Origin of the sequence: Amycolatopsis sp. NPDC026612, assembly GCF_040638285.1 — a bacterium.
In the GTDB taxonomy this organism is placed as follows: Bacteria; Actinomycetota; Actinomycetes; order Mycobacteriales; family Pseudonocardiaceae; genus Amycolatopsis.
Genome location: NZ_JBEZYB010000057.1, coordinates 31476 through 52884, shown reverse-complemented (window position 1 = coordinate 52884; position 21409 = coordinate 31476). Strand labels below are relative to the sequence as shown.

The following is a 21409-nucleotide window of genomic DNA, read 5'->3' as shown; positions in this document are numbered from 1 at the left end:
TCCAGGTTTCCGCTGGGCGTGCGACCGCGAGGTCCTCGTACCGGGTTGTACTCGGACCTTGCGGCCGTGCGTCCAGCGGGAAGCTGGGCCGTCGATACCCCCGGAGGACTTCCGACGGTGACCACTTAGGAGGGGGTCACGCCGTGGGGTCCGAGACGACGAGGACCAGCGAGCCCTCGAACGCCGGCTGCTCGCGCAGCTTGCCGTAACGGCGTTCCCACGTGCCGTCGTCGAGGTCGTGCCGCAGTTCCGCGGCGAAGCGGTGGTGCACGCGGTCGTCGACGAAGCTCCACGCCGAGCACGACAGCCGCGCGCCCGGGTCCAGGAGACGTTCGGGGCGCGCGTAGTAGGCCTCGTTGAAGCCGTCGGTGCAGTCGATGGGGATCGGCACGCCGATGACCTCGGTGTGGCCGCCGAGGCCGTCGGCGATGTCGTCGATCGACGGGTAGCGCCCGGCCTCGGTCTCGATCACTTCCGGCGCGTAGTCGAGCAGCCAGAAGCGGCGCAGCAGCGCCGGGTCGCAGGTGAGGATCGCGACCGGACCGCGCGTGACGCGCCGCACTTCCTTGAGGCCGGCCCACAGGTCGTTCCACTGGTGCACGCTGAACGTGCTCATCGCGCCCTCGAACGCCCGGTCCGGGAACGGCAGCTTCTCGGCGACGGCGTCGACCGCCGGTGGCAGCCCCGCCGGCCGCTGCGCGCGCATCGACGCCGACGGCTCGACCGCCGTCACTTCGCGGTCTTCGGGTTCGTACGCGCCGGCGCCCGCACCGATGTTCAGCACGGTCCGCGCGTCCCCCAGCGCATCGGCGATGTACCGGCCGATGCGGGGATCCGGCTTGCGGTAGTCGGTGTAGACCCCGCCGATCGCGCCGTAGTCCGCGTCCCCGGCACTGCCGTCCGCACGTCGCTGGCTCATGCCCGAAAACTATCAGCGCGGGCCGCCGGTGCCGGTGTTGCTCCGCGGGATGCAAGCGAACGTCCGACATCCAGCGCAGTCGTCAGTTCCTGTCGCAAACTTGCGTAAGTTCGTCCAACTATTGCGGTTTCTTGTCCAGGATTCGTATGATCCCGGTCACAGAGGTCCCCACCAGCTGCGGAAAGGCCAGTGCCGCCCATGACTCCCAGCTCTGTCTTCAGCGCGCCCGAGAGTGCCCTCAAGGCGCGATTCGGCGCCCTCGCCGCCGCGGTGATCGCCGCGGCCGGTCTCACGATCGCCGCCGTTCCCGCGGGCAGCCCGGCGCTCGCGGCGAGCCGCGGCGCGTCCGTGCCCTTTCTCGAACAGGAAGCGGAAACCGCGGCGACGAACGGTTCGGTCATCGGCCCGAACCGCGCCGCGGGCACCCTCGCCGGCGAAGCGTCCGGCCGGAAGGCGGTGACCCTGTCCGGCCAGGGCCAGTACGTCGAGTTCACGCTCACCGCGCCGGCGAACTCGATCGACTTCCGGTACAGCGTCCCGGACTCCGCGAACGGGACGATCTCGCTCTACACCGGCGGTGCCCACAACCGGGACATCCCGCTGACGTCGAAGTGGGCCTGGTACTACGGCTCGTACCCGTTCACCAACAACCCGGGTGACGGGCACGCACACCACTTCTACGACGAGACCCGCGCGCTGCTCGGCACGTCCTACCCGGCCGGGACGAAGATCCGGCTGCAGGTCGACGCCGGTGACCTCACCCCCGTCACCATCGACCTCGCCGACTTCGAGCAGGTCGGCGCGGCCGCCGCCCGCCCCGCGAACTCGGTGTCCGTCACCGATTACGGCGCCACCGCGGGTGACACGAGCGACGACGCTTCGGCGTTCGACGCGGCGGTCGCGGCGGCCCGCGGCCAGGGCAAGGAGGTCTGGATCCCGTCCGGGACGTTCACCCTCGGCCACCACGTCACCGTCGACCAGGTGACGATCCGCGGCGCCGGGCCGTGGTACTCGGTGCTGACCGGCCCGCGCGCCGGGATCTTCGGCAAGGGCGAACCGGCGAGCTGCGGGACGTCGACGTACCCCGGCAACCCCGCGGTCCCCGGTACCAGCAGCGCGGTGAAGCTCTCCGACTTCGCCATCATCGGCCAGGTCGACGCCCGTGTCGACTGCGACCAGTCGAACGCCATCGGCGGCGCGCTGGGCGGCGGCTCGGTGGTGCGGAATCTGTGGCTGCAGCACACGAAGGTCGGGCTGTGGCTCGACGGGCCGTTCGACGGGCTCACCGTGTCCGGCAACCGGATCCTCGACCAGACCGCCGACGGGCTGAACCTGCACCAGGGCATCAGCAATGCACTGGTGACGAACAACTTCCTGCGCAACACCGGCGACGACGGCCTGGCCATGTGGTCCGAGCACGACGCCGACCACCACAACACGTTCTCCTTCAACACCGTGCTGCTGCCGATCCTCGCCAACAACATCGCGGTCTACGGCGGGCACGACAACACCGTTTCGGACAACGTCGTCGCCGACAACCAGGACCAGGGCGGCGGCCTGCACATCGCCAACCGCTTCACCGCGGTGCCGCTCTCGGGCACCACGACCGTCACGCGCAACACCGCGATCCGCACCGGCGTGCTCGACTCGAACTGGCAGTTCGGCGTCGGCGCGCTGTGGTTCGACGGCCGCGACTCGGCCATCACCGGCCGGATCGACGTCACGGACAACGACCTGCTGGACAACAACTACGAGGCGATCCAGTTCATCGACGGCGCCACCACGGACGTCCACTTCGACGGCGTCCGGATCACCGGCGCCGGCACGTTCGCCTGGCAGCTGCAGTCGAAGCCGTCGGGCTCGGTGAAGAACGTCGTCGCGACCGGGATCGGCCGGGCCGGTGTCTACAACTGCCTGGGCCCGGACGCGCTGACCGGGCTCGCCGACCAGGGCGGGAACTCGGGCTGGAGCACGACGTACTGCGGCTCGTGGCCGACGCCGGTGTACGGGTCCGACAACGGCGGCACGACGACTCCGCCGACCACCACGCCGACCCAGCCGGGTGGGAACCTGGCGCTGCACAAGAGCGTGAGTGCGTCCGGCTCCCAGGGCGGTTTCCCGCCGGGCAACGCGGTCGACGGCAACGCGAACTCCTACTGGGAGAGCACGAACAACGCGTTCCCGCAGTCGCTGACCGTCGACTTCGGCAGCACGGTCAGCGTCTCCCGGCTGGTGCTGAAGCTGCCGCCGTCGTGGGGCGCGCGCACCCAGACGCTCTCGGTCAACGGCGTCAAGGCCGCGGCGACCTACACCTTCGACCCCGCGTCCGGCAACACCGCGACCGTGACCTTCCCGGCGACCTCGGCGCGCACCCTGCGGCTGACCTTCACCGGCAACACCGGCTGGCCCGCGGGGCAGCTGTCCGAACTCGAAGCCTATTCGTCCTGAACCCCGTGAGAAAGGTGACGACGATGTCCCCCACTCCCCGGCGCCACGCGGCTTTGCTGGCCGCAGCGCTCGCCGCGGCCGGCTTCACCGTGCTGACCGGTGCCACTCCGGCGGCCGCGGCCACCTGCCCCGCAACGGCGTCCGGCGGCGCGAGCGTGCCGTTCCGCACCGTCGAGGCCGAGTGCTCGGCGACCAACGGTTCGGCCGTCGGCCCCGACTACACCCAGGCCACCATCGCTTCGGAAGCGTCCGGGCGGCAGGCCGTGAAGATCACCACCGGCCAGTACGTCGAGTTCACGTTGCCCGCCGCGGCCAACGCGATCAACGTCCACTACAACCTGCCCGACGGCTCGTCCGGCCGGCTCACGGTGTCCGTCAACGGGACCAAGCCGGCGCTGCCCGTGACTTCGCGCTATTCCTATGTGGACACCAGCTGGATCCCGGGCGCGAAGACGCACCACTTCTTCGACGACGCCCGGCTGCTGCTGGGCCAGAACCTGGCCGCCGGGGCGAAGGTGCGGGTGGAGGCCGACCCGGGTGACGTCGGCCAGGCGACCATCGACCTCGCCGACTTCGAGCAGGTCGGCGGCGCGGGCGCGAAACCGGCGAACGCCCTGTCGGTCACCGACTACGGCGCCACCGCGAACGACACTTCGGACGACTCGCAGGCGTTCCGGAACGGCCTGGCCGCGGCCCGTGCGCAAGGCCGGGAATTGTGGGTCCCGCAAGGGCGGTTCGAGATCGGCTCGGCCCTGCAGATCGACCAGACCACGGTCCGCGGCGCGGGTCAGTGGTACACCGTGCTGCACGGCAACAACATCTTCAACAACGGCAGCGCGTCCGGGAACATCAAGCTGTACGACTTCGCGGTGTTCGGTGACGTGACCGAGCGCAACGACGGCAGCCCGGACAACGCGTTCCACGGCGTCCTCGGCACCGGCTCGGTCGTGTCCGGGCTCTGGATCCAGGACACGAAGTGCGGGCTGTGGCTGATGAACGGCGCCTCGTCGAACCTCACCATCGAGAACAACCGCATCCTCGACACCCAGGCCGACGGCGTGAACTTCGACGGCGCCGTCACGAATTCGACGCTGCGCAACAACTACCTGCGCAACAACGGCGACGACGGGCTCGCGCTGTGGTCCAACGGCCAGGCCGACTCGGGCAACACCATCGCGAACAACACCGTCGTGCAGCCGAACCTGGCCAACGGCATCGCCCTGTACGGCGGATCGAACAACACCGTGAGCGGCAACCTCGTCCAGGACACCAACGCCCTCGGCGGCGGTTACCTGGTGGCGAACCGGTTCAACTCGGTGCCGCTCGGCGGCACGATCGCGGTGTCGGGCAACACGGCCTTGCGGGCCGGGGCGCTGGACCCGAACTGGCAGTTCGGCGTCGGCGCGCTGTGGTTCGACGCGCGTGACCAGGCGATCACCGGCGTGACGATCCGCGTCACCGGGTTCACCGCGATCCAGAGCCCGTACGAGGCGATCCAGTTCATCGACGGCAACGGCGCGGGCAAGCCGATCCAGGGCATCACCATCGACGGCGTCTCCGTGCAGGGCGTGGGCACGTTCGTGGCGCAGTCGCAGACGCAGGGCTCGGTGTCGATCAGCAACCTGACGGCGTCCGGCGTCGGCGTGACCGGGACGTACAACTGCCCCTACCCGGCGTCGATCCCGAAGATGACGTTCGGCGGGTCCGGCAACACCGGCTGGACCGGGACCTGGAGCGACTGCTCGACCTGGCCCGCACCGAACTCGGGCCCGCCGCAGCCGCCGCAGCCCGGCACCAACCTCGCCCGCGGCAAGGCGATCAGCGCGTCGGGTTCGCAGGGCGGGTTCCCGCCGTCGAACGCCAACGACGGGGACGCGAACTCGTACTGGGAAAGCACGAACAACGCGTTCCCGCAGACGCTGACGGTGGACCTGGGCGCGGCGGCGTCGATCAACAAGGTGACGCTGAAGCTGCCGCCGTCGTCGGCCTGGGGCGCGCGCACCCAGACGGTGACGATCTCCGGCAGCACCGACGGCGGTTCGTACACGACACTGGTGGGTTCGCGCGGCTACACGTTCGACCCGGCGTCCGGCAACACGGCATCGGTGTCGTTCGCGACGACGTCCCAGCGCTTCGTGCGGCTGACGTTCACCGGCAACACCGGCTGGCCCGCCGGCCAGGCGTCCGAGTTCGAGGTGGCGGCCGCCTAGTGTGACGAAACGGCACGGCGGCTCGACCGTTCCGCACGGACCGGCCGGGCCGCCGTGGCCTGCATTAGTCTCGCCGGGAGATCATCCCGGGAGGACCAGTGCCGCGTCTGCTGCTCGTCGAGGACGACGAGGCCCTGGCCGAAGCGCTTTCCCTGGCGCTGCGCGCGCTGGGCCACGACGTCGTCCACGCCCCCACCGGCGAGGACGCGCTGACCGCACTGGACGACGCCGAATTCGTCCTCCTCGACGTCATGCTGCCCGGCATCGACGGCTTCGAGGTCTGCCGCCGGATCCGCGCCCGCAGCCGGCTGCCGATCGTGCTGCTGACCGCACGCGGCGACCCGATCGACGTCGTCGCCGGGCTCGAATGCGGCGCCGACGACTACGTCGTCAAGCCGGCGGAACCGCGCGTGCTCGACGCACGGATCAAGGCGATCGGCCGCCGCGCGCAGCCGGCCGTGCCGGAAGCCGGGCTGCTGCGGGTGGGCGAGCTGGCGATCGACGCCGCCGCGATGAGCGTCACCCGCGCCGGCGAGGAACTCGCGCTGACCGCCACGGAGATCCGGCTGCTCGTCGAGTTCGCTGAGCACCCGAACCAGGTGCTCAGCCGCCAAGTGCTGCTCAAGCGCGTCTGGGACTACGGCTACGTCGGCGACTCGCGGATCGTCGACGCGGCGGTCGCGCGGCTGCGGGCGAAGGTCGAGGGCGACCCGGCGAACCCGGTGCTGCTGCGGACGGTCCGCGGCCTCGGCTACCGCCTGGTGACGAAGTGAGGCTCCCGGCCGTCAGCCTGCGAACGCGGATCGTGGCGGCGATCGTCGGCATGACCACGACGGCGACGGCGGTCATGGCCTATTTCGCCTATCAGGTGCAGTCCGGCGACGTGGTGCAGGCGTTCACCATCTCCGCCGAGTCCCGGATGGTCACCGACGCCATCGACCTGCAAAGGGAAGTCTACCGGGTCCGGCCCGAAGAGCGAGCCGGAGCGATCTTGCGCATGCTCAAGGAGCGCCCCGTCGGCTGGCTGCTCGTGAGCAAACCACCCGGCAAGCCGTTCACCACGATCGCCCGCGCGTCACTGTGCTCGCCCCGCTCCGGTGCGATCTCGCTGAACACCGCGCGGACCACGGATCCGGCGACCGGCCGTCCGGTGCTGGTCGTGAGCCGCGACTTCGCCACCACCAACTACTTCCTCGTCCAGTTCTTCGACCTCGGCGTGCTGGAAACCGATCTCTTTGCGCTGCGCCGGAATCTGGCGCTCATCGCCCTCGGGGTGAGTGTGCTCGGCGTCGGGGTCGCGCTCCTGATCGGCCGCCGGATCCGCCGTCCGATCAAGGCGTTGTCCGCGGCCGCCGACGAACTCGGCGCGGGCGCACTCGGCACCCGCGTCCCGGTCAAGGGCCGCGACGAGGTGGCCGCGCTCGCCGCGTCGTTCAACACGATGGCCGCGCGGCTCGGCGAATCCATCGACGAGCTGCACGCGAAAGACCGGCAGCAGCGGCGGTTCGTCGCCGACGTCGCCCACGACCTGCGGACCCCGCTGGCCTCGATGATCGCCACCGGCTGGCGAAGCTCGTCGAAGACCTGCTCGAGATCGCCAGCTTCGACGCCGGCAAGGCCGATCTGCGGGTGGCGCCCGTCGACCTCGCCGGCCTGGTCGCCGACGCCGCCGAAGTCACCGGGGTCCAGGCCGTCGTGACGGCGAGCGGGGACGTCACCGTCGTGGCCGACCCGCGGCGGGTGCACACCGTGGTGGCGAACCTGCTGAGCAACGCGGTCCGGCACGGGGCCGCGCCGGTCACGGTCACCCTCGACGGCACCGGTGACGACGTCGTCGTGCGGGTCGCCGACGCCGGTCCGGGTGTCCCGGAAGACCTGCTGCCGATCCTGTTCGACCGGTTCACCCGCGGCGACCACGCGCGTCAGGCGACCGAGGGCAGCGGGCTCGGGCTGGCGATCGCCCGGGAGAACGTGCTGGCGCACGGGGGATCGCTGGTCGCGCACAACGACGGCGGTGCCGTGTTCACCGTGCGGCTGCCCCGGGGTGCCGAGAACGCCTGACCGACGGTCAGCTCGCGCGGGTGCTGCGCGTCGAAGTACGGCAGCGGCAGGGAGGCGAGCAGCACCGCGGCGGCGAGCAGCGGGAGCGGGCGAAGGCCCCGTGCCGGGCTCAGCCACAGCACCACGGCGAAGTTGACGACCAGCAGGAACCCCCAGCGCGCCCAGTCCCAGCCGGCGAAGGCGAGCAACGCCGGCGCCGCAACCGCCGCGACGGCGAGCGCGTCGAGGCGTTGCAGCAGGGCGCCGAGCACGACCACAGCGAAGATCGGGGCCACGCACAGCAGGACCCCGGTGATCGAATACAGCTGCCAGCTCTGGCTTTGGGTGCGCTCGAACAAGGCCAGCGCGTCGGCTCGCGGGGTGAAATCCGCGGTGGCCATCGCAGTCTGGAGCCGCGCGACCGCGCCCGCGCTCGACGCCGGGAGCGCGAGCACCGCGAGCTCCGCCACGACCGGCGTCATGAGCAGCATCGCCGTGGTCCGCATCGAGGAGCGCCGCAGCAGTACGACCGCGAAGACGGGAAGGACGGTGAGCGCCGCGATCTCGTGGGTGAGCACCGCGGCCGTCAACAGCCCGGAGGCCACCGCCGGCCGGCGCGGCAGCTGCCACAGCGCGGCGAACAGGAGCAGGGACAAAACCTGGTCGAAGTAGCCGGCTTCGTGGAAGAGGAAGCCGCCGGAGGGCAGCAGCAGCCAGCCGACGACCAGGAGCTTCCGGCCCGGGTGCCGGGCGCGGACGAACGCGACGGTCACCACCCCGAGCACCGCAGCGAGGACGGCGAGCGCGGCGGCCGCGAACACCCAGTACGCGTAACCGGTCGCGAGGGCGAGCGGGTGGAGCAGGGTGCCGACGAGGAACCGGCGGTGGAAACCGCCGGTCAGCGAGACAGCTTCGAGCGTCACGGCCCAGTCGCCCGGCAGCCGGAACCCGCGGTAGGCGGCGAGGAGCAGGGCGAGCGCGAAGAGCGTGTTGAGGCCGCGGGTGGTCGTGGCACGGTCGAGAGTGGTGGTCACGTCGGCCAAGCTAGGAACGGAATGTGCGTGCTCCGCGACTGTTGATCGACAGCTCGGCGCCGGTTCCACACGTCGTACTTTTGCGGTCGGTTGCTGTAAAGTTTCAGCCATGACGCGTCGCCTTGCCGAAGTCGCCCGCCAGGTCGGGGTCAGCGAAGCCACGGTCAGCCGGGTGCTCAACGGCCGGTCCGGGGTGTCCGCGAGCACCCGCGCGGCCGTGCTCACCGCGCTGGACGTGATGGGCTACGAACGGCCGACCCAGCTGCGCGGCGAGCGCGCCCGGCTGGTCGGGCTGGTCCTGCCCGAACTGCAGAACCCCATCTTCCCGGCGCTGGCCGAGATCATGGGCAACGCCCTCGCCCAACAGGGGTTCACGCCGGTGCTCTGCACCCGGACCGCGGGCGGGGTGTCCGAGGCGGAGTACGTCGAACTGCTCCTCCAGCAGCAGGTTTCCGGCGTGGTGTTCGCCGGCGGGCTGTACGCGCAGGCGGACGCGGTCCACTCGCACTACCACCACCTCGTGGAGCGGCGGCTGCCGACGGTGCTCATCAACGCCGCGGTCGACCACCTCGGGCTGCCGCAGGTTTCCTGCGACGACGCGGTGGCCGTCGAGCAGGTCGTCGGGCACCTCAGTTCGCTCGGGCACGAGAAGATCGGCCTGGTGCTGGGTCCGTCCGACCACGTGCCGTCGCGCCGCAAGCTCGAAGCGTTCGAGGCGTACGCGGCGAAGCTGGGGCTGCCTGTCCTGGACGAGCTCATCGAGCACGGGATGTTCTCGATCGAAGGCGGCCACGCTGCGGCCGCCCGCCTGTACCCGCGCGGCGCGACGGCGGTGCTCTGCGCGAGCGACCTGCTGGCCCTCGGCGCGATCCGCGCGGCCCGCCGGCAGGGCCTGTCGGTGCCGGACGACATCTCGGTGGTCGGCTACGACGACTCCGCCCTGATGAACTGCACCGACCCGCCGCTGACCACGACCCGCCAGCCGATCGAGGCGATGGGCCGGGCGGTGGTCGAACTGCTGGTCAAGCGCATCAACGGCGGCGAGGTGGCGGCCGAGGAACTGCTCTTCGCCCCGGAACTGGTGGTCCGCGGCTCCACCGCCCGCCGCACCTGACCCGCGTCACCCCCGCCCAGCGCGACGGCCCCCGGCCGTCGCGCTTTTTCGTGCGCAAGTTCCGGACCAGACGGCCGGGAGTGCACTGTTCGTAAGTTGCAGAGTCTCGTCGGGTTATTGCGGTGATCTCGTCTCACACTTTAGAGTGACCGCAATCACGTGACAGCCGTCGCGACCCCGAGAAGAGGCTTGAGATGAGCAGTCCCTCGTCCCGATCCCTGCCCCGCCGGACGTTCTGCCTGCTGGCCGCCGGTGCCCTCACCCTGGGGGTGGCCGCCTGCGGCGACGGTGACACCGCCGCCACCCCCGGGGGCAAGGTGACGATCACCGTCACCGGCCAGCCACCCACCAGCCAGCCGTTCGAGCGCGGCGTGTTCGACGCCGACGTCAAGGAGTTCGAGGCGGCGCACCCGAACATCCGGATCGAGCCCCACGAGGGGTTCATGGACCCGAAGACGTTCTCCGCCAAGCTCGCCGGCGGCCAGCTCGAAGACGTCTACTACGTCTACTTCACCGACCCGGCGCAGATCATCGCGCGGCACCAGGCCGCCGACATCACCGAAGCCGTGAAGAACGTGCCGCACGTCGGCGACCTCAAGCCGGAACTGCTCGACAACTTCCGCGACGCCAACGGCAAGCTCTACGGCCTGCCGACGATGAACTACACGATGGGCCTGCTCTACAGCCGCCCGCTGTTCCAGAAGGCCGGGCTCGACCCGGACAAGCCGCCGCAGACCTGGGACGAGGTCCGCGACGCGGCGAAGAAGATCTCCGCGCTGGGCAACGGCGTCGTCGGGTACGCCGACTACAGCAAGAACAACCAGGGCGGCTGGCACCTGACCGGCTGGCTCTACTCGATGGGCGGGGACATCGCCCGCAAGGACGGCGACAAGTGGGTCGCCGGCTTCGCCGACGAGAAGGGCAAGCAGGCCCTGCAGTACCTGCACGACATGCGCTGGACCGACAACTCCATGGGCGCCAAGCAGCTCCTCGAAGCCCAGGACGTCCAGCGGATGATGGGCGCCGGGCAGCTCGGCATGTACATGGCCGCCCCGGACAACATCCCGGTGCTGGTCAAGCAGTTCAACGGCAAGTACGAGGACTACGGCATCGCGGGCATGCCCGGCGGCCAGGGCACCCTGCTCGGCGGCGAAGGCTACATGATCAATCCGAAGGCTTCGCCGGAGAAGGTCAAGGCAGGCCTCGAGTGGCTCCAGTGGAAGTACCTCAACCCGGACCGCTTCGAGAAGCACATCCAGCAGTACGCCGAGGGCAAGCAGCCGGTCGGCCTGCCCGCCGAGCCGACCCCGGACGTCTGGACCGGCGCGGTCCGCGAGCAGCAGCTGACGCTGAAGGCCAAGTACGCCAACGTCCCCGCGCAGAACTACAAGTCCTATGTGGACACGACGAGCCGGATCAGGGGCCGCATCGAGCCGCCGAACGCCCAGCAGATCTACGCCGCGCTCGACAGCGTGATGCAGGCGGTGCTGACGGATCAGAACGGGAACCTCGACCAGCAGCTGTCGTCCGCGTCGTCGAAGGTCAACAGTGTCCTCGCCCAGGTCAAGTAGCCTCCTCGCGTGGCCCGCGACGTCGTCGTCGCGGGCCAGGCGGCCGGTCGCGACGCGAGAAGAACGCCGCCGGACCCGGCTCAAGCGCAAGCTGAGGGAAAACCTCACCGCGTACGGCCTGCTCTGCGCCGCGCTCGTGGTGTTCGCCCTGTTCTCCTGGTACCCGATCGTGCGCGGTGTCCTGCTGAGCTTCCAGCAGGTCGACTTCGTCAACGCGCCGACGTGGGTCGGGTTCGGCAACTTCGCGAAGCTGTTCGAAGACCCGCTGTTCGGCGTCGCGTGGCGCAACACCCTGCTGTTCACCGGGCTCGCGCTGGTCTTCGGGTTCGCCGTCCCGTTCCTCACCGCGGTGCTGCTCAACGAAATCCGCCACGCGAAGGCGTTCTTCCGGCTGGCCGTCTACCTGCCGGTGATGCTGCCGCCGGTGGTCACGGCGCTGATGTGGAAGTGGTTCTACGACCCGGGCCCCGGCCTGTTCAACTCCGCGCTCGGCGCGGCCGGCCTGCCCGGTGGCCAATGGCTCGACTCCTCCACCACCGCGATGCTGTCGCTGGTGTTCGTCTCGACGTGGGCGAACATGGGCAGCACCACGCTCATCTACCTCGCCGCGCTCGGCACGATCCCCGGCGAACTGTACGAAGCCGCCGAGCTGGACGGCGCCGGGTTGTGGAAACGCCTGCGGCACGTCACGTTCCCGCAGACCCGGTTCGTGCTGCTGGTCCTCCTGCTCCTGCAGATCGTCGCGACGATGCAGGTGTTCACCGAGCCGTATGTGATGACCGGCGGCGGCCCGGACGACTCGACGGTGACCGTGCTCCTGCTGCTGTACCGCTACGCCTTCGTCTACAACGACTTCGGCGCGGCGAGCGCGATGAGCCTGCTGCTGTTCTTGGCGCTCGGCGTGTTCTCGGCGTGGTACGTCCGGCTGACGCGGAAGGTGGACCAGTCATGAGAACCCTCGTCTCGCCCGGCGCGCTGCGCAGCCCGCGCGGCAAGCTCGTCTACGGCATCGTCTTTGCCTGCACCCTCGCGGTGTTCTTGCTGGCGTTCATGTTCCCGCTCTACTGGGTGGTCACCGGGGCACTGAAGTCGCCGCAGGAACTGGCGCAGACGCCGGCGACGCTCGTCCCGCACGAGTGGCACCCGGAGACCTTCGCCGACGCCTGGGACCAGCTCAGCCTGGGCAAGTACTTCCTCAACACGCTCGTCGTCGCGGGCGGCGCGTGGCTGGCGCAGCTGGCCATCGACGTCCCGGCCGCGTTCGCGCTGTCGAAGCTGCGGCCGAAGTTCGGCAACGTCGTGCTGGGCTTGATGCTGGCCACGCTGATGCTGCCCGCCACGGCGCTGCTGGTCCCGACGTACGTGACGGTGACGGACCTGCCGCTGCTGCACCTCAACCTGATCAACTCGCCGGCCGCGATCTGGCTGCCCGCGGCGGCGAACGCGTTCAACATCTACCTGCTCAAGCGGTTCTTCGACCAGATCCCCGACGAGCTGATCGAGGCGGCGCGCATCGACGGCGCCGGGCCGGTGCGCACGCTCTGGCGGATCGTCCTGCCGATTTCGCGGCCCATCCTGGCCGTGGTGTCGATCCTCGCGGTGGTCACCGCGTGGAAGGACTTCATCTGGCCGCTGCTGGTGTTCCCGGACACCGAAAAGCAGACGCTTTCGGTGATGCTGCAACGGGTGGCGATCGACATGCCGCTCAACGTGCTCGTCGCCGGGATGGTGCTGGCCAGCCTGCCGGTGGTGGCGCTGTTCCTGGCGTTCCAGCGGCAGATCCTCGCCGGGCTCACCGCCGGCAGCATCAAGGGCTGATCTTTCGACAACGACTCAGGAGGGCACTTTCGTGACCGACAAGACCGGCTGGTGGCGGAGCGCGGCGATCTACCAGGTGTACATCCGCAGCTTCGCGGACGGCAACGGCGACGGCGTCGGCGACCTCGCCGGCGTCCGCGCCCGGCTGGACCACCTGGCCGACCTGGGGATCGACGCGATCTGGTTCACCCCGTGGTACCCGTCGCCGATGGACGACGGCGGCTACGACGTCGCCGACTTCCGCGACATCGAGCCGCTGTTCGGCACCCTCGCCGAGGCGGCGGACCTGATCGCCGAGGCCCATGCCCGGGGCATCCGGGTGATCATCGACATCGTGCCCAACCACTGCTCCGACGAGCACCGCTGGTTCCAGGCCGCGCTGGCCGCGGGCCCGGGTTCGCCGGAGCGGCAGCGGTTCTGGTTCCGGCCCGGCCGCGGCCCGGACGGCAGCGAACCGCCGAACAACTGGAAGTCGCGCTTCGGCGGGTCCGCGTGGACGCGCGTGCCGGACGGCGAGTGGTACCTGCACCTCTACAGCTCCCGCCAGCCCGACTTCAACTGGGACAACCCGGAGATCCGCGCGGAGTTCGAGGACGTGCTGCGGTTCTGGTTCGACCGCGGGGTGGACGGCTTCCGCATCGACGTCGCCGACGGGCTGGTCAAGGACCCGCGGCTGCCCGACGTCGACGACGGCGACGAGACGCCGTTCTCCGACCAGGAGGGGCTGCACGAGATCTACCGGTCGTGGCGCAAGATCGCCGACAGCTACCCGGGTGAGCGCGTGCTGGTCGGCGAGATGTGGCTGCCGGACATGGCGCGGGCCGCGCGCTATCTGCGCCGCGAGGAGCTGCACTCGGCGTTCAACTTCGACTTCCTGGTCTGCCCGTGGGACAGCCGGCGCTTCCGCGACGTCATCGAGCGCACCCTGCGGGCGCACGCCGAGGTCGGCGCGCCGGCGGCGTGGGTGCTGTCGAACCACGACGTCACGCGCCACGTCACCCGCTACGGGCGGCAGGGAGACACGGGGTTCAGCTTCGCGAACCGGCGGCACGAGCTGCCGGTGGACCGCGAGCTGGGTACCCGGCGGGCGCGGGCGGCGGCGCTGCTGACGCTCGCGCTGCCCGGCGGGCTCTACGTCTACCAGGGCGAAGAGCTGGGGCTGTGGGAGGTGCTGGACATCCCCGGCGAACTGCGCCAGGACCCGGTGTGGGCCCGCACGAACGGCGCCGACCCCGGCCGCGACGGGTGCCGGGTGCCGATCCCGTGGTCCGGCGACGCCCCGCCGTTCGGCTTCGGTTCCGGCGGCACCTGGCTCCCGCAGCCCGCTTCCTGGAGCGCCTACACGGCCGAGGCGGAGGCGGCGGATCCGTCGTCGATGCTCTCGCTGTACCGCTCGGGGCTCCGGCTGCGGCGGGGCCTTCCGACGGGTGAGCTGGAGTGGCTCTCCCTGGGCGACGGGGTGCTGGGGTTCCGGATCGGATCGGGGTTCACGTTCGCGCTGAACTTCTCGGACTCGCCGGTGCCGCGGCCGGCGGGCGAACTCCTCCTGGCCAGCGGGCCGGTCGGCGGCGAACTGCCGACCGACACCGCGGTCTGGCTGAAGTCCTAAGCGGTCAGCTGCAGGATGTCTACGCCGCGGGCGTTGTCCGCGACGTAGACATACCGGCCGTGCCAGTACGGCGCCCACGCGCTCGCGTCGCCCGGGCGGTAGTAGGCGATCTGCCGCGGGTTCGTCGGGTCGCTCACGTCGAGGAACCGGGTGCCCTGCGCGTAGAACGACTGCACCAGGACCTTGCCGCGGACGTCGAAGTAGTGCGCGGAGCAGTCGTCGGACGCCGGGTCGCTGCCCTCCTGGCCGTTGACGCCCCACGTGCCGACGCTCTGCAGGCGGAACGGCTTCTCCGGCGTCGAGCGCCAGCCTTCGCCGTGGTAGGAGCCCTTCAACGACGAGATCGTCAGGACGCCGTCACCCGCGCAGCCGTCGACGAAGTTCTCCTCCGTCGCGTAGATCAGGTCCTGGCCGCGCCAAGCGCCGTCACCGACGCGGTGGCCGGCCGGGTGGAAGCTGTTGTGCATGAACCGCGACGGGGCCGCGGTCTCGGCGATGCCGCCGCCGGCGTACGGGATCGGCTCGTGCGCGGTCGCGCGGCGGACCTTGTTCGTCAGCGGGTCGCGGTGCACGCCGTTCGTCCAGTAGCCGCGGACGCCGCCGCGGCCGGACACCCAGGCCACGCCATCCGCGTCCACCTGCACGTCGTGGACGTAGTCGGTCTTGCCGTCGTTGCGGGCCAGCTCGATCGGCTGCGGGTCGACCTTCGGGTGCTTCGGGTCGCGGATGTCGGTGACCCAGATCGGCCGCCCGCCCCAGTCGGCCGGCTGGTTGTCGGCCTTCGCCGGGCCACCGGTCCACAGGTAGCGGCAGCCGTCGACGCAGCTGGTGGTGTGGCCGGCCGGGACCTGCACGTAGCTGAGGATCGCCGGGGCCTCGGGCTTCGCGACGTCGACGACGTAGATGCCGGACTCGCCGGTGTGGGTCGTGCCGCCGAACGCCCGCGGGTCGCGGGAGAGGAACACCAGCTTGCGGACCGGGTCGACCTCGGTGTCCTCGGTCTCCCACAGCCCCGGCAAGCTGACCTGCCCGACCAGCTTCGGTGCCGCCGGGTTCTTCGTCAGGTCGTAGACCTTGAGCCCGAACTCGCCGGACACGACCATCACGTCGCGGCGGCCGTAGTCGAGGAAGTTGATCGAGATGGCGCCGGCGGCGTCGGGCACGCTGCCGACGGCCTTGACGTTCTTGACCGCCCCGGGATCGCCCAGCGTGCGGGCGGCCGGCACCGCGGGTTTGTCGTCCTCGCCGCAGGCGGCGGCCGGGAGCCCGGTCGCGACCAGCGTGGCGCTGACGGTGACGGCGGCGAAGCACGACCGCAACCAGGTGCGCACGGCAAACCTCCCAGAACGCTCCGAGCGTGACCACCGAACGGTACGACGGAGATCAACCGGACACAACCGTCTTTCGTTGCCAACCGACTGATAAGACTGGCGCATGCGCCTGCTCGTGCTGCTCATCGCCGTGGCCCTCGCCGTCACGGGCTGTTCGGGGTCCGGCACCGCCCGGCCCGGTGTCCTGTCCGTCGGCATCCGGGAGCCCGCGACGCTGCTACCCGCCGACCTCGCCGACCAGGCGGGCCGGCTGGTGACGAGCGTGCTGTGGACCCCGCTCGCCGACTACGACGCGACGTCCGGAAAGGTCACCCCGCGCGCGGCGGCGTCGATCGAGAGCACCGACCGGGTGCACTGGACGGTCAAGCTGCGGCCGTCGGCGTTCCACGACGGCACCCCGGTCACCGCCCAGTCCTATGTGGACACGTGGCGGGCGATCGCCGCCTCGCACTGGGTCTCGTCGCCGGTGTTGACGAAGCTCCTGCGGGCCCGCGAAATCACGGCGGCGGCTCCGGACACGATCGCGCTGACCCTCGACCGGCCGTCCGGCCAGGTGCCCGCGCTGCTCTCCGCACCGGGCCTGGTGCCGCTGCCGGCGTCCGTGCTCGCCTCCCAGGACTGGGACGGGTTCGCGAAGGCCCCGGTCGGCAACGGCCCGTACCGGCTCGACGGCGGCTGGCGGCCGGGTTCGGGCGGCACCCTCAAGCGCGTCGGCGCCGGGAAGGCCGAGGAGCTCGACCTGCGGGTCGGCGAGCCGGCGGCCCAGTACGACGCGGTCAAGGCGGGCACGCTCGACCTCGCGACCGAGGTCCCCGGCGAGCGGCACGAGGCCATGCACGGCGAATTCGCCGACCGCCACGCGTCCTGGGCCCTGCCCGAGGCGGGCTACCTCGCGTTCCCGGTGACGAACCCCCGGTTCGCCGACGCGACGGTCCGCCACGGTTTCGCCCTCGGCGTCGACCGCGCGGCGCTGGAGGCCGGCCCGCTCGCGCACCAGGTCGACCCGGCCAAGGCGATGCTGCCACCGTCGGACGCCCCGGGCGAGCGCTCGGGCACCTGCCGCCCGTGCACCTTCGACGCGGCGGCCGGCAAGGCCCTGCTGAAGCAGGCGGCCTTCCCCGGTGGCGCGACCGTCTACTTCGGACCGGGCGCGGAGGCCTGGACGCGCGCACTGGTGGTCGGGTTGCACAAGGCACTGGACGTTTCCGTGACGGCACAAGCCGCCCCGCGTGCGGACCAGCTCGACGGTCCGTCCACGTTGGACGTCAAGCCGGCGACGGGCAGCCCGTACGAGCTGCTGTCCGAGCTGGCCACGGCGTCGGGGTACACCGACGACGTCTTCCGCCAGAACCTGGCGCTGGCCGACGCGGCGGCCACGCCCGAGGAGGCGGGTGAGCTGTACCGGCTGGCGGAGAACCAGCTGCTGCGCGACCTGCCGGTGGCCCCGCTGTGGTCGGGGCACGGCCACGCGGTCTGGGCACCGCGGGTCCACGACGTCACGGCCACGCCGTTCACCGGCCCGGCGCTCGCGGGGATCGGCGTCTCGTGAGCTGGGAGCCCGCACCGCTGTGCTGCCGGAGTAAGGCCTCTGTGCGGGTTCCTGCTGACTGGGTTTGCCAAGCCACGGGCGACCCCGGAGCGAACCGTGGCGGATCCAGGTGATGCTCGACAAGGCCCAGGGTGCCGAGTGGGTCTCCCACCGGAGCCCCCGCGGTGCGCCGGGAGATCGCGGCGCTGGGCGGCTTCTCACCCGAGGGCATCCCCTACCTGGCGCCCGAGGTCCAGCTCTTCGCCAAGGCCCGGGACAGCCGACCCAAGGACGAGCTCGACTTCGCCGCCGCCCTGCCGGTGCTGGATACCGCGCAACGGCGTTGCTCGCCGAGGCGCTCGACGAGACCCACCCCTGGCGCCGCCGCCTCTAGTCAGACGGTGGCGTGCTGCGCGAGGGTCTCGATGAACGCCTTGGTCAGCGGATCCGGGACCGCGCGGGTGTAGGCGACCAGCGTCCGGCGGACCGGGACACTCGGCCGCAGGACCCGGCCGTCGAAGCGGGCCGGCAGGACGTTCGCCGGTACCAGGGCGGGGCCGAGGCCCGCCGCGGCGAGGATCGGCGCGGCGGCCGTCTGCTCGGTGCGGACCGCCGCGCGGGGGCGGAACCCCGCCGCCGCGCAGGCCGTGTCGACCAGCTCGGCCAGGCCGTTGCCGGGGGCGTAGTGCACCCACGCGCAGTCTGCGAGCGTCGCCAGGTCGACTTCGCCGGTGCTGTCGTCCTCGCGGGCGCCGTCGGCGGGCAGCACGACGACGAACTCCTCGGTGCCGAGCTCCCGCACCGGGCCGGCCCAGCCGCCGGGCCGCGGGCCGAGCGCGACGTCGGCCTCCCCCGCGGCCATCGCCTCCCGCAGCTCGTCGGCGTGCCGGAACTCGATCAGCCGGACGTCGACCTCGGGCCGGTCGCGCCGCCACACGCGCAGCGCGGGCGGCAGGACGCCGAGGCTGACCGAGTACACCGTGGCGACCTGCAGCTCGCCCGCCGTCGTGCCGGACGTGAGCCGGGCGGCACGACGGGCGCGTTCGGCGTCGGCCAGCGCCGCCCGCGCGTGCGGCAGCATCGCCCGGCCCATCGGGGTGAGCCGGACGGCCCGGGGCAGCCGCTCGAGCAGCGGTCCGCCGAGGCTGCGTTCCAGGGCCCGCATCTGGTGCGACAACGCCGGCTGCGTCACGTGCAGCTGCTCGGCGGCGCGGGTGAACGACCCGGTGTCGACCACCGTGACCAGGTACTCGAGCTGCCGCAGGCTTGTCATGAACAGAGCTTATCGACTTGGTGACAACTAAGCCTTGGACTTATCCCACCAGCCTGACCAGCCTTGACGACATGGAACGCAAGACAGCTTTGGTCGCCGGGGCCAACGGGATCATCGGCAAGAACCTGGTCGGGCACCTGCGGGCGGCGGGCGGCTGGGACGTCGTCGGCCTCTCCCGCCGCGGCGGGCCGGGGACGGTCGCCGTCGACCTGCTCGACCCCGCCGACACCCGGGCGAAGGTGGGTCCGCTGGGCGCCACGACCCACGTGTTCTACGCCGCCTACCAGGACAAACCGACGTGGGCGGAACTCGTCCCGCCGAACCTGGCGATGCTGACGAACCTCGTCGACGCGGTCGAAGCGGCGGCCCCCGGCCTGGAACACGTCAGCCTGATGCAGGGCTACAAGGTCTACGGCGCGCACCTCGGCCCGTTCAAGACCCCGGCGCGCGAGACCGACGCCGGGCACATGCCGCCCGAATTCAACGTCGACCAGCAGGAGTTCCTCGAACGGCGGGCCGGGCGGTGGACGTGGTCGGCGATCCGGCCGTCGGTGGTCGGCGGCACCGCGCTGGGCAACCCGATGAACCTGGCGCTGGTGATCGCGGTGTACGCGTCGATTTCGAAGGAACTCGGGCTGCCCCTGCGGTTCCCCGGTGCGCCCGGCGCGTACGACAGCCTGCTGGAAATGACCGACGCGGGCCTGCTGGCGTCGGCGACGGTCTGGGCGGCCGGGCAGCAAGGAGCGTTCAACATCGCGAACGGCGACCTGTTCCGCTGGCGCGAGCTGTGGCCGAAGCTGGCGGCGTACTTCGACCTGGAGGTGGCGCCACCGCTGCGGATGTCGCTCGTGGACGTCATGGCGGACAAAGGTCCACTGTGGACTTCGATGGTCGCGCGCCACGGCCTGTCGGCGTCCTATACGGACGTTTCGGCGTCGTGGGCGTTCGGCGACTTCGTGTTCGGCTGGGACTACGACGTGTTCGCGGACACGTCGAAAGCGCGCCGGGCCGGGTTCCACGAGTACGTCGAGACGGAGCAGATGTTCTCCCGGCTCTTCGACGAGTTCCGGAAGGCGCGGGTGATCCCCTAGCCGCGGCCGATGAACGGCATGGTCGTCGCGGTGATGGTGAGGAACTGGACGTTCGTGTCGAGCGGCAGCCCGGCCATGGAGCGCACGGCGTCGGCCACGTGCCGGACGTCGAAGGTCGGCTCGGCGACGACCCGGCCGTCGGCCTGCGGGATGCCGGCGGCCATCCGCTCGGTCATTTCGGTGGCGGCGTTGCCGATGTCGATCTGCCCGCAGGCGACGTCCCAGGCCCGGCCGTCGAGCGAGATCGACCGGGTCAGCCCGGTGACGGCGTGCTTCGTCGCGGTGTAGGCGACGCTGGCGGGCCGCGGCGCGTGAGCGGAGATCGAACCGTTGTTGACGATCCGGCCGCCGCGCGGGTCCTGGTCCTTCATCAACCGCACGGCCTGCTGCGCGCAGAGGAACATGCCGGTGAGGTTGACGTCGACAGTCCGTTTCCAGTCCTCGACGGAGAGATCGGCGACGGTGCCCGCCGTCGAAATGCCGGCGTTGTTGAAGAGCAGGTCGAGCCGTCCCCAGTGGTCACGGACCGCCTCGAAGAGAGCTTTGACGGAGTCCTCGTCGGCGACGTCGGTGGGCACGACGAGCGCGTTCCCGGCTCCGGCGGCCGTCTCGGCGAGGGCGTTCTCGCGGCGTCCGGCCAGTGCGACGTGGTACCCGTCGTCGAGCAGGGCGCGCGCCACAGCGCGGCCGATCCCCGACCCGGCGCCGGTCACCACCGCGGTCTTCGCCATCGTTCCTCCTAGACTGCTCGCATGGGCCTTCGCGAGAGCTTCCAGGCCGGGCTCGCCCGGCAACTCGGCCACCCTAACGGCCTGCGCGGGCGGGCCGTCGGCGCGATGCTGAACCGGCGGAATCGCGTGGCGGTGGTGAAAGCGGTCGCGGCGCTGGAGCTTGCGGACGGGGAAACGGCCCTGGACATCGGCTTCGGCGGCGGCCTGGGCCTCTCCCTGCTGCTGCGGGAGGCCGGCACGGTGCACGGCGTGGACATCTCCGCGACGATGCTCGACCGCGCGCGCCGGACGTTCCACCAGGAGGTCGCGGCGGGGCGGCTGCAGCTGCACGAAGGCTCGATGACGGCGCTGCCCCTCGGCGACGCCTCGATCGACGCGATCGTCTCGACGAACACGGTCTACTTCGTCGACGATCTCGGCGCCGCGTTGACGGAGGTCGCGCGTGTGCTCGCCCCAGGCGGGCGGTTCGTGCTCGGCATCGGCGACCCGGACTCGATGGCCCGCTCGCGGATGCTGACCGGCAACGGCTTCCGCATCCGGCCCCTCGCGGAGGTCGAAACCGCGCTGACCGCGGCGGGGCTGCCGGTGACCCGCCGCGAGCGCTTCGCCCTCGGCGGGCTCGGCTTCCACGTCCTGGTCACCGGCCCGAACTGACGAAACGGGGGCCCGGCGCACGCCGGACCCCCGTTCGC

Annotated in this window: 17 protein-coding genes and 1 pseudogene; 13 read left to right on the top strand and 5 right to left on the bottom strand. The window is 71.1% G+C overall.

The genetic code is table 11. The features are described from left to right. Window positions 1-136: 136 nt before the first annotated feature. Entirely contained in the window at window positions 137-919 is a 783-nt protein-coding gene (locus AB0F15_RS33790) for a methyltransferase domain-containing protein (protein WP_360279396.1), read from the bottom strand. 198 nt (window positions 920-1117) lie between these two features. Here AB0F15_RS33790 and AB0F15_RS33785 point away from each other — a divergent pair, with 198 nt between their 5' ends. The 5 genes and pseudogenes from AB0F15_RS33785 to AB0F15_RS33765 all read left to right on the top strand — a co-directional run. Then, window positions 1118-3367 (top strand): discoidin domain-containing protein, encoded by a 2250-nt coding sequence (locus tag AB0F15_RS33785; RefSeq protein WP_360279393.1) that lies wholly within the window; start codon window positions 1118-1120, stop codon window positions 3365-3367. 23 nt (window positions 3368-3390) lie between these two features. Next, entirely contained in the window at window positions 3391-5577 is a 2187-nt protein-coding gene (locus AB0F15_RS33780) for a discoidin domain-containing protein (RefSeq protein WP_360279391.1), read from the top strand. Window positions 5578-5675: 98 nt separating this feature from the next. Then, window positions 5676-6350 (top strand): response regulator transcription factor, encoded by a 675-nt coding sequence (locus AB0F15_RS33775; RefSeq protein WP_360279388.1) that lies wholly within the window; start codon window positions 5676-5678, stop codon window positions 6348-6350. Further along, on the top strand, window positions 6347-7276 hold the full coding sequence (locus AB0F15_RS33770) for a HAMP domain-containing protein (protein ID WP_360279386.1): 930 nt from the start codon (window positions 6347-6349) through the stop codon (window positions 7274-7276). The genes AB0F15_RS33775 and AB0F15_RS33770 overlap by 4 nt, the downstream gene beginning before the upstream one ends. Beyond that, window positions 7207-7560: pseudogene (locus tag AB0F15_RS33765) on the top strand (ATP-binding protein); the annotation flags it as partial. The gene AB0F15_RS33770 and the pseudogene AB0F15_RS33765, both read left to right, overlap by 70 nt. On the opposite strand, the gene AB0F15_RS33760 reads toward AB0F15_RS33765, so the two are convergent. After that, window positions 7500-8651 (bottom strand): hypothetical protein, encoded by a 1152-nt coding sequence (locus AB0F15_RS33760; RefSeq protein ID WP_360279383.1) that lies wholly within the window; start codon window positions 8649-8651, stop codon window positions 7500-7502. The pseudogene AB0F15_RS33765 and the gene AB0F15_RS33760 overlap by 61 nt on opposite strands. 109 nt (window positions 8652-8760) lie before the next feature. On the opposite strand from AB0F15_RS33760, the gene AB0F15_RS33755 reads away from it, so the two are divergent. The 5 genes from AB0F15_RS33755 (at window position 8761) to AB0F15_RS33735 (ending at window position 14763) form a co-directional block, all read left to right on the top strand. Further along, window positions 8761-9765, top strand: coding sequence for a LacI family DNA-binding transcriptional regulator (locus AB0F15_RS33755; RefSeq protein ID WP_360279381.1), 1005 nt, complete (start codon window positions 8761-8763; stop codon window positions 9763-9765). 194 nt (window positions 9766-9959) lie between these two features. Then, the gene (locus AB0F15_RS33750) at window positions 9960-11336 is read left to right on the top strand and encodes an extracellular solute-binding protein (protein WP_360279378.1); all 1377 of its coding nucleotides are present in this window, start codon (window positions 9960-9962) and stop codon (window positions 11334-11336) included. Beyond that, a complete protein-coding gene (locus AB0F15_RS33745; protein ID WP_360279375.1) occupies window positions 11314-12288 on the top strand; it encodes a sugar ABC transporter permease in 975 nt (324 codons plus the stop codon). Before AB0F15_RS33750 ends, AB0F15_RS33745 begins: the two co-directional genes overlap by 23 nt. Then, a complete protein-coding gene (locus AB0F15_RS33740) occupies window positions 12285-13154 on the top strand; it encodes a carbohydrate ABC transporter permease (RefSeq protein ID WP_360279372.1) in 870 nt (289 codons plus the stop codon). Before AB0F15_RS33745 ends, AB0F15_RS33740 begins: the two co-directional genes overlap by 4 nt. A 31-nt stretch (window positions 13155-13185) precedes the next feature. Next, the gene (locus AB0F15_RS33735) at window positions 13186-14763 is read left to right on the top strand and encodes a glycoside hydrolase family 13 protein (protein WP_360279370.1); all 1578 of its coding nucleotides are present in this window, start codon (window positions 13186-13188) and stop codon (window positions 14761-14763) included. Here AB0F15_RS33735 and AB0F15_RS33730 read toward each other — a convergent pair. Then, window positions 14760-16094: a hypothetical protein gene (locus AB0F15_RS33730; RefSeq protein WP_360279368.1), complete on the bottom strand. Its 1335-nt coding sequence runs from the start codon at window positions 16092-16094 to the stop codon at window positions 14760-14762. The two genes, AB0F15_RS33735 and AB0F15_RS33730, sit on opposite strands and share 4 nt — an antisense overlap. 103 nt (window positions 16095-16197) lie before the next feature. On the opposite strand from AB0F15_RS33730, the gene AB0F15_RS33725 reads away from it, so the two are divergent. Beyond that, window positions 16198-17643: an ABC transporter substrate-binding protein gene (locus tag AB0F15_RS33725; RefSeq protein ID WP_360279365.1), complete on the top strand. Its 1446-nt coding sequence runs from the start codon at window positions 16198-16200 to the stop codon at window positions 17641-17643. Window positions 17644-18016: 373 nt separating this feature from the next. Here AB0F15_RS33725 and AB0F15_RS33720 read toward each other — a convergent pair whose 3' ends face one another. Next, window positions 18017-18895 (bottom strand): LysR family transcriptional regulator, encoded by an 879-nt coding sequence (locus tag AB0F15_RS33720; RefSeq protein ID WP_360279362.1) that lies wholly within the window; start codon window positions 18893-18895, stop codon window positions 18017-18019. Window positions 18896-18966: 71 nt separating this feature from the next. Between AB0F15_RS33720 and AB0F15_RS33715 the strand changes: the two genes are divergently transcribed. Continuing rightward, on the top strand, window positions 18967-19986 hold the full coding sequence (locus AB0F15_RS33715) for an SDR family oxidoreductase (protein WP_360279360.1): 1020 nt from the start codon (window positions 18967-18969) through the stop codon (window positions 19984-19986). Here AB0F15_RS33715 and AB0F15_RS33710 read toward each other — a convergent pair. Next, a complete protein-coding gene (locus tag AB0F15_RS33710) occupies window positions 19983-20717 on the bottom strand; it encodes an SDR family oxidoreductase (RefSeq protein ID WP_360279358.1) in 735 nt (244 codons plus the stop codon). The two genes, AB0F15_RS33715 and AB0F15_RS33710, sit on opposite strands and share 4 nt — an antisense overlap. A gap of 21 nt (window positions 20718-20738) precedes the next feature. On the opposite strand from AB0F15_RS33710, the gene AB0F15_RS33705 reads away from it, so the two are divergent. Then, window positions 20739-21371, top strand: coding sequence for a class I SAM-dependent methyltransferase (locus AB0F15_RS33705; protein ID WP_360279356.1), 633 nt, complete (start codon window positions 20739-20741; stop codon window positions 21369-21371). Window positions 21372-21409 lie beyond the last annotated feature (38 nt).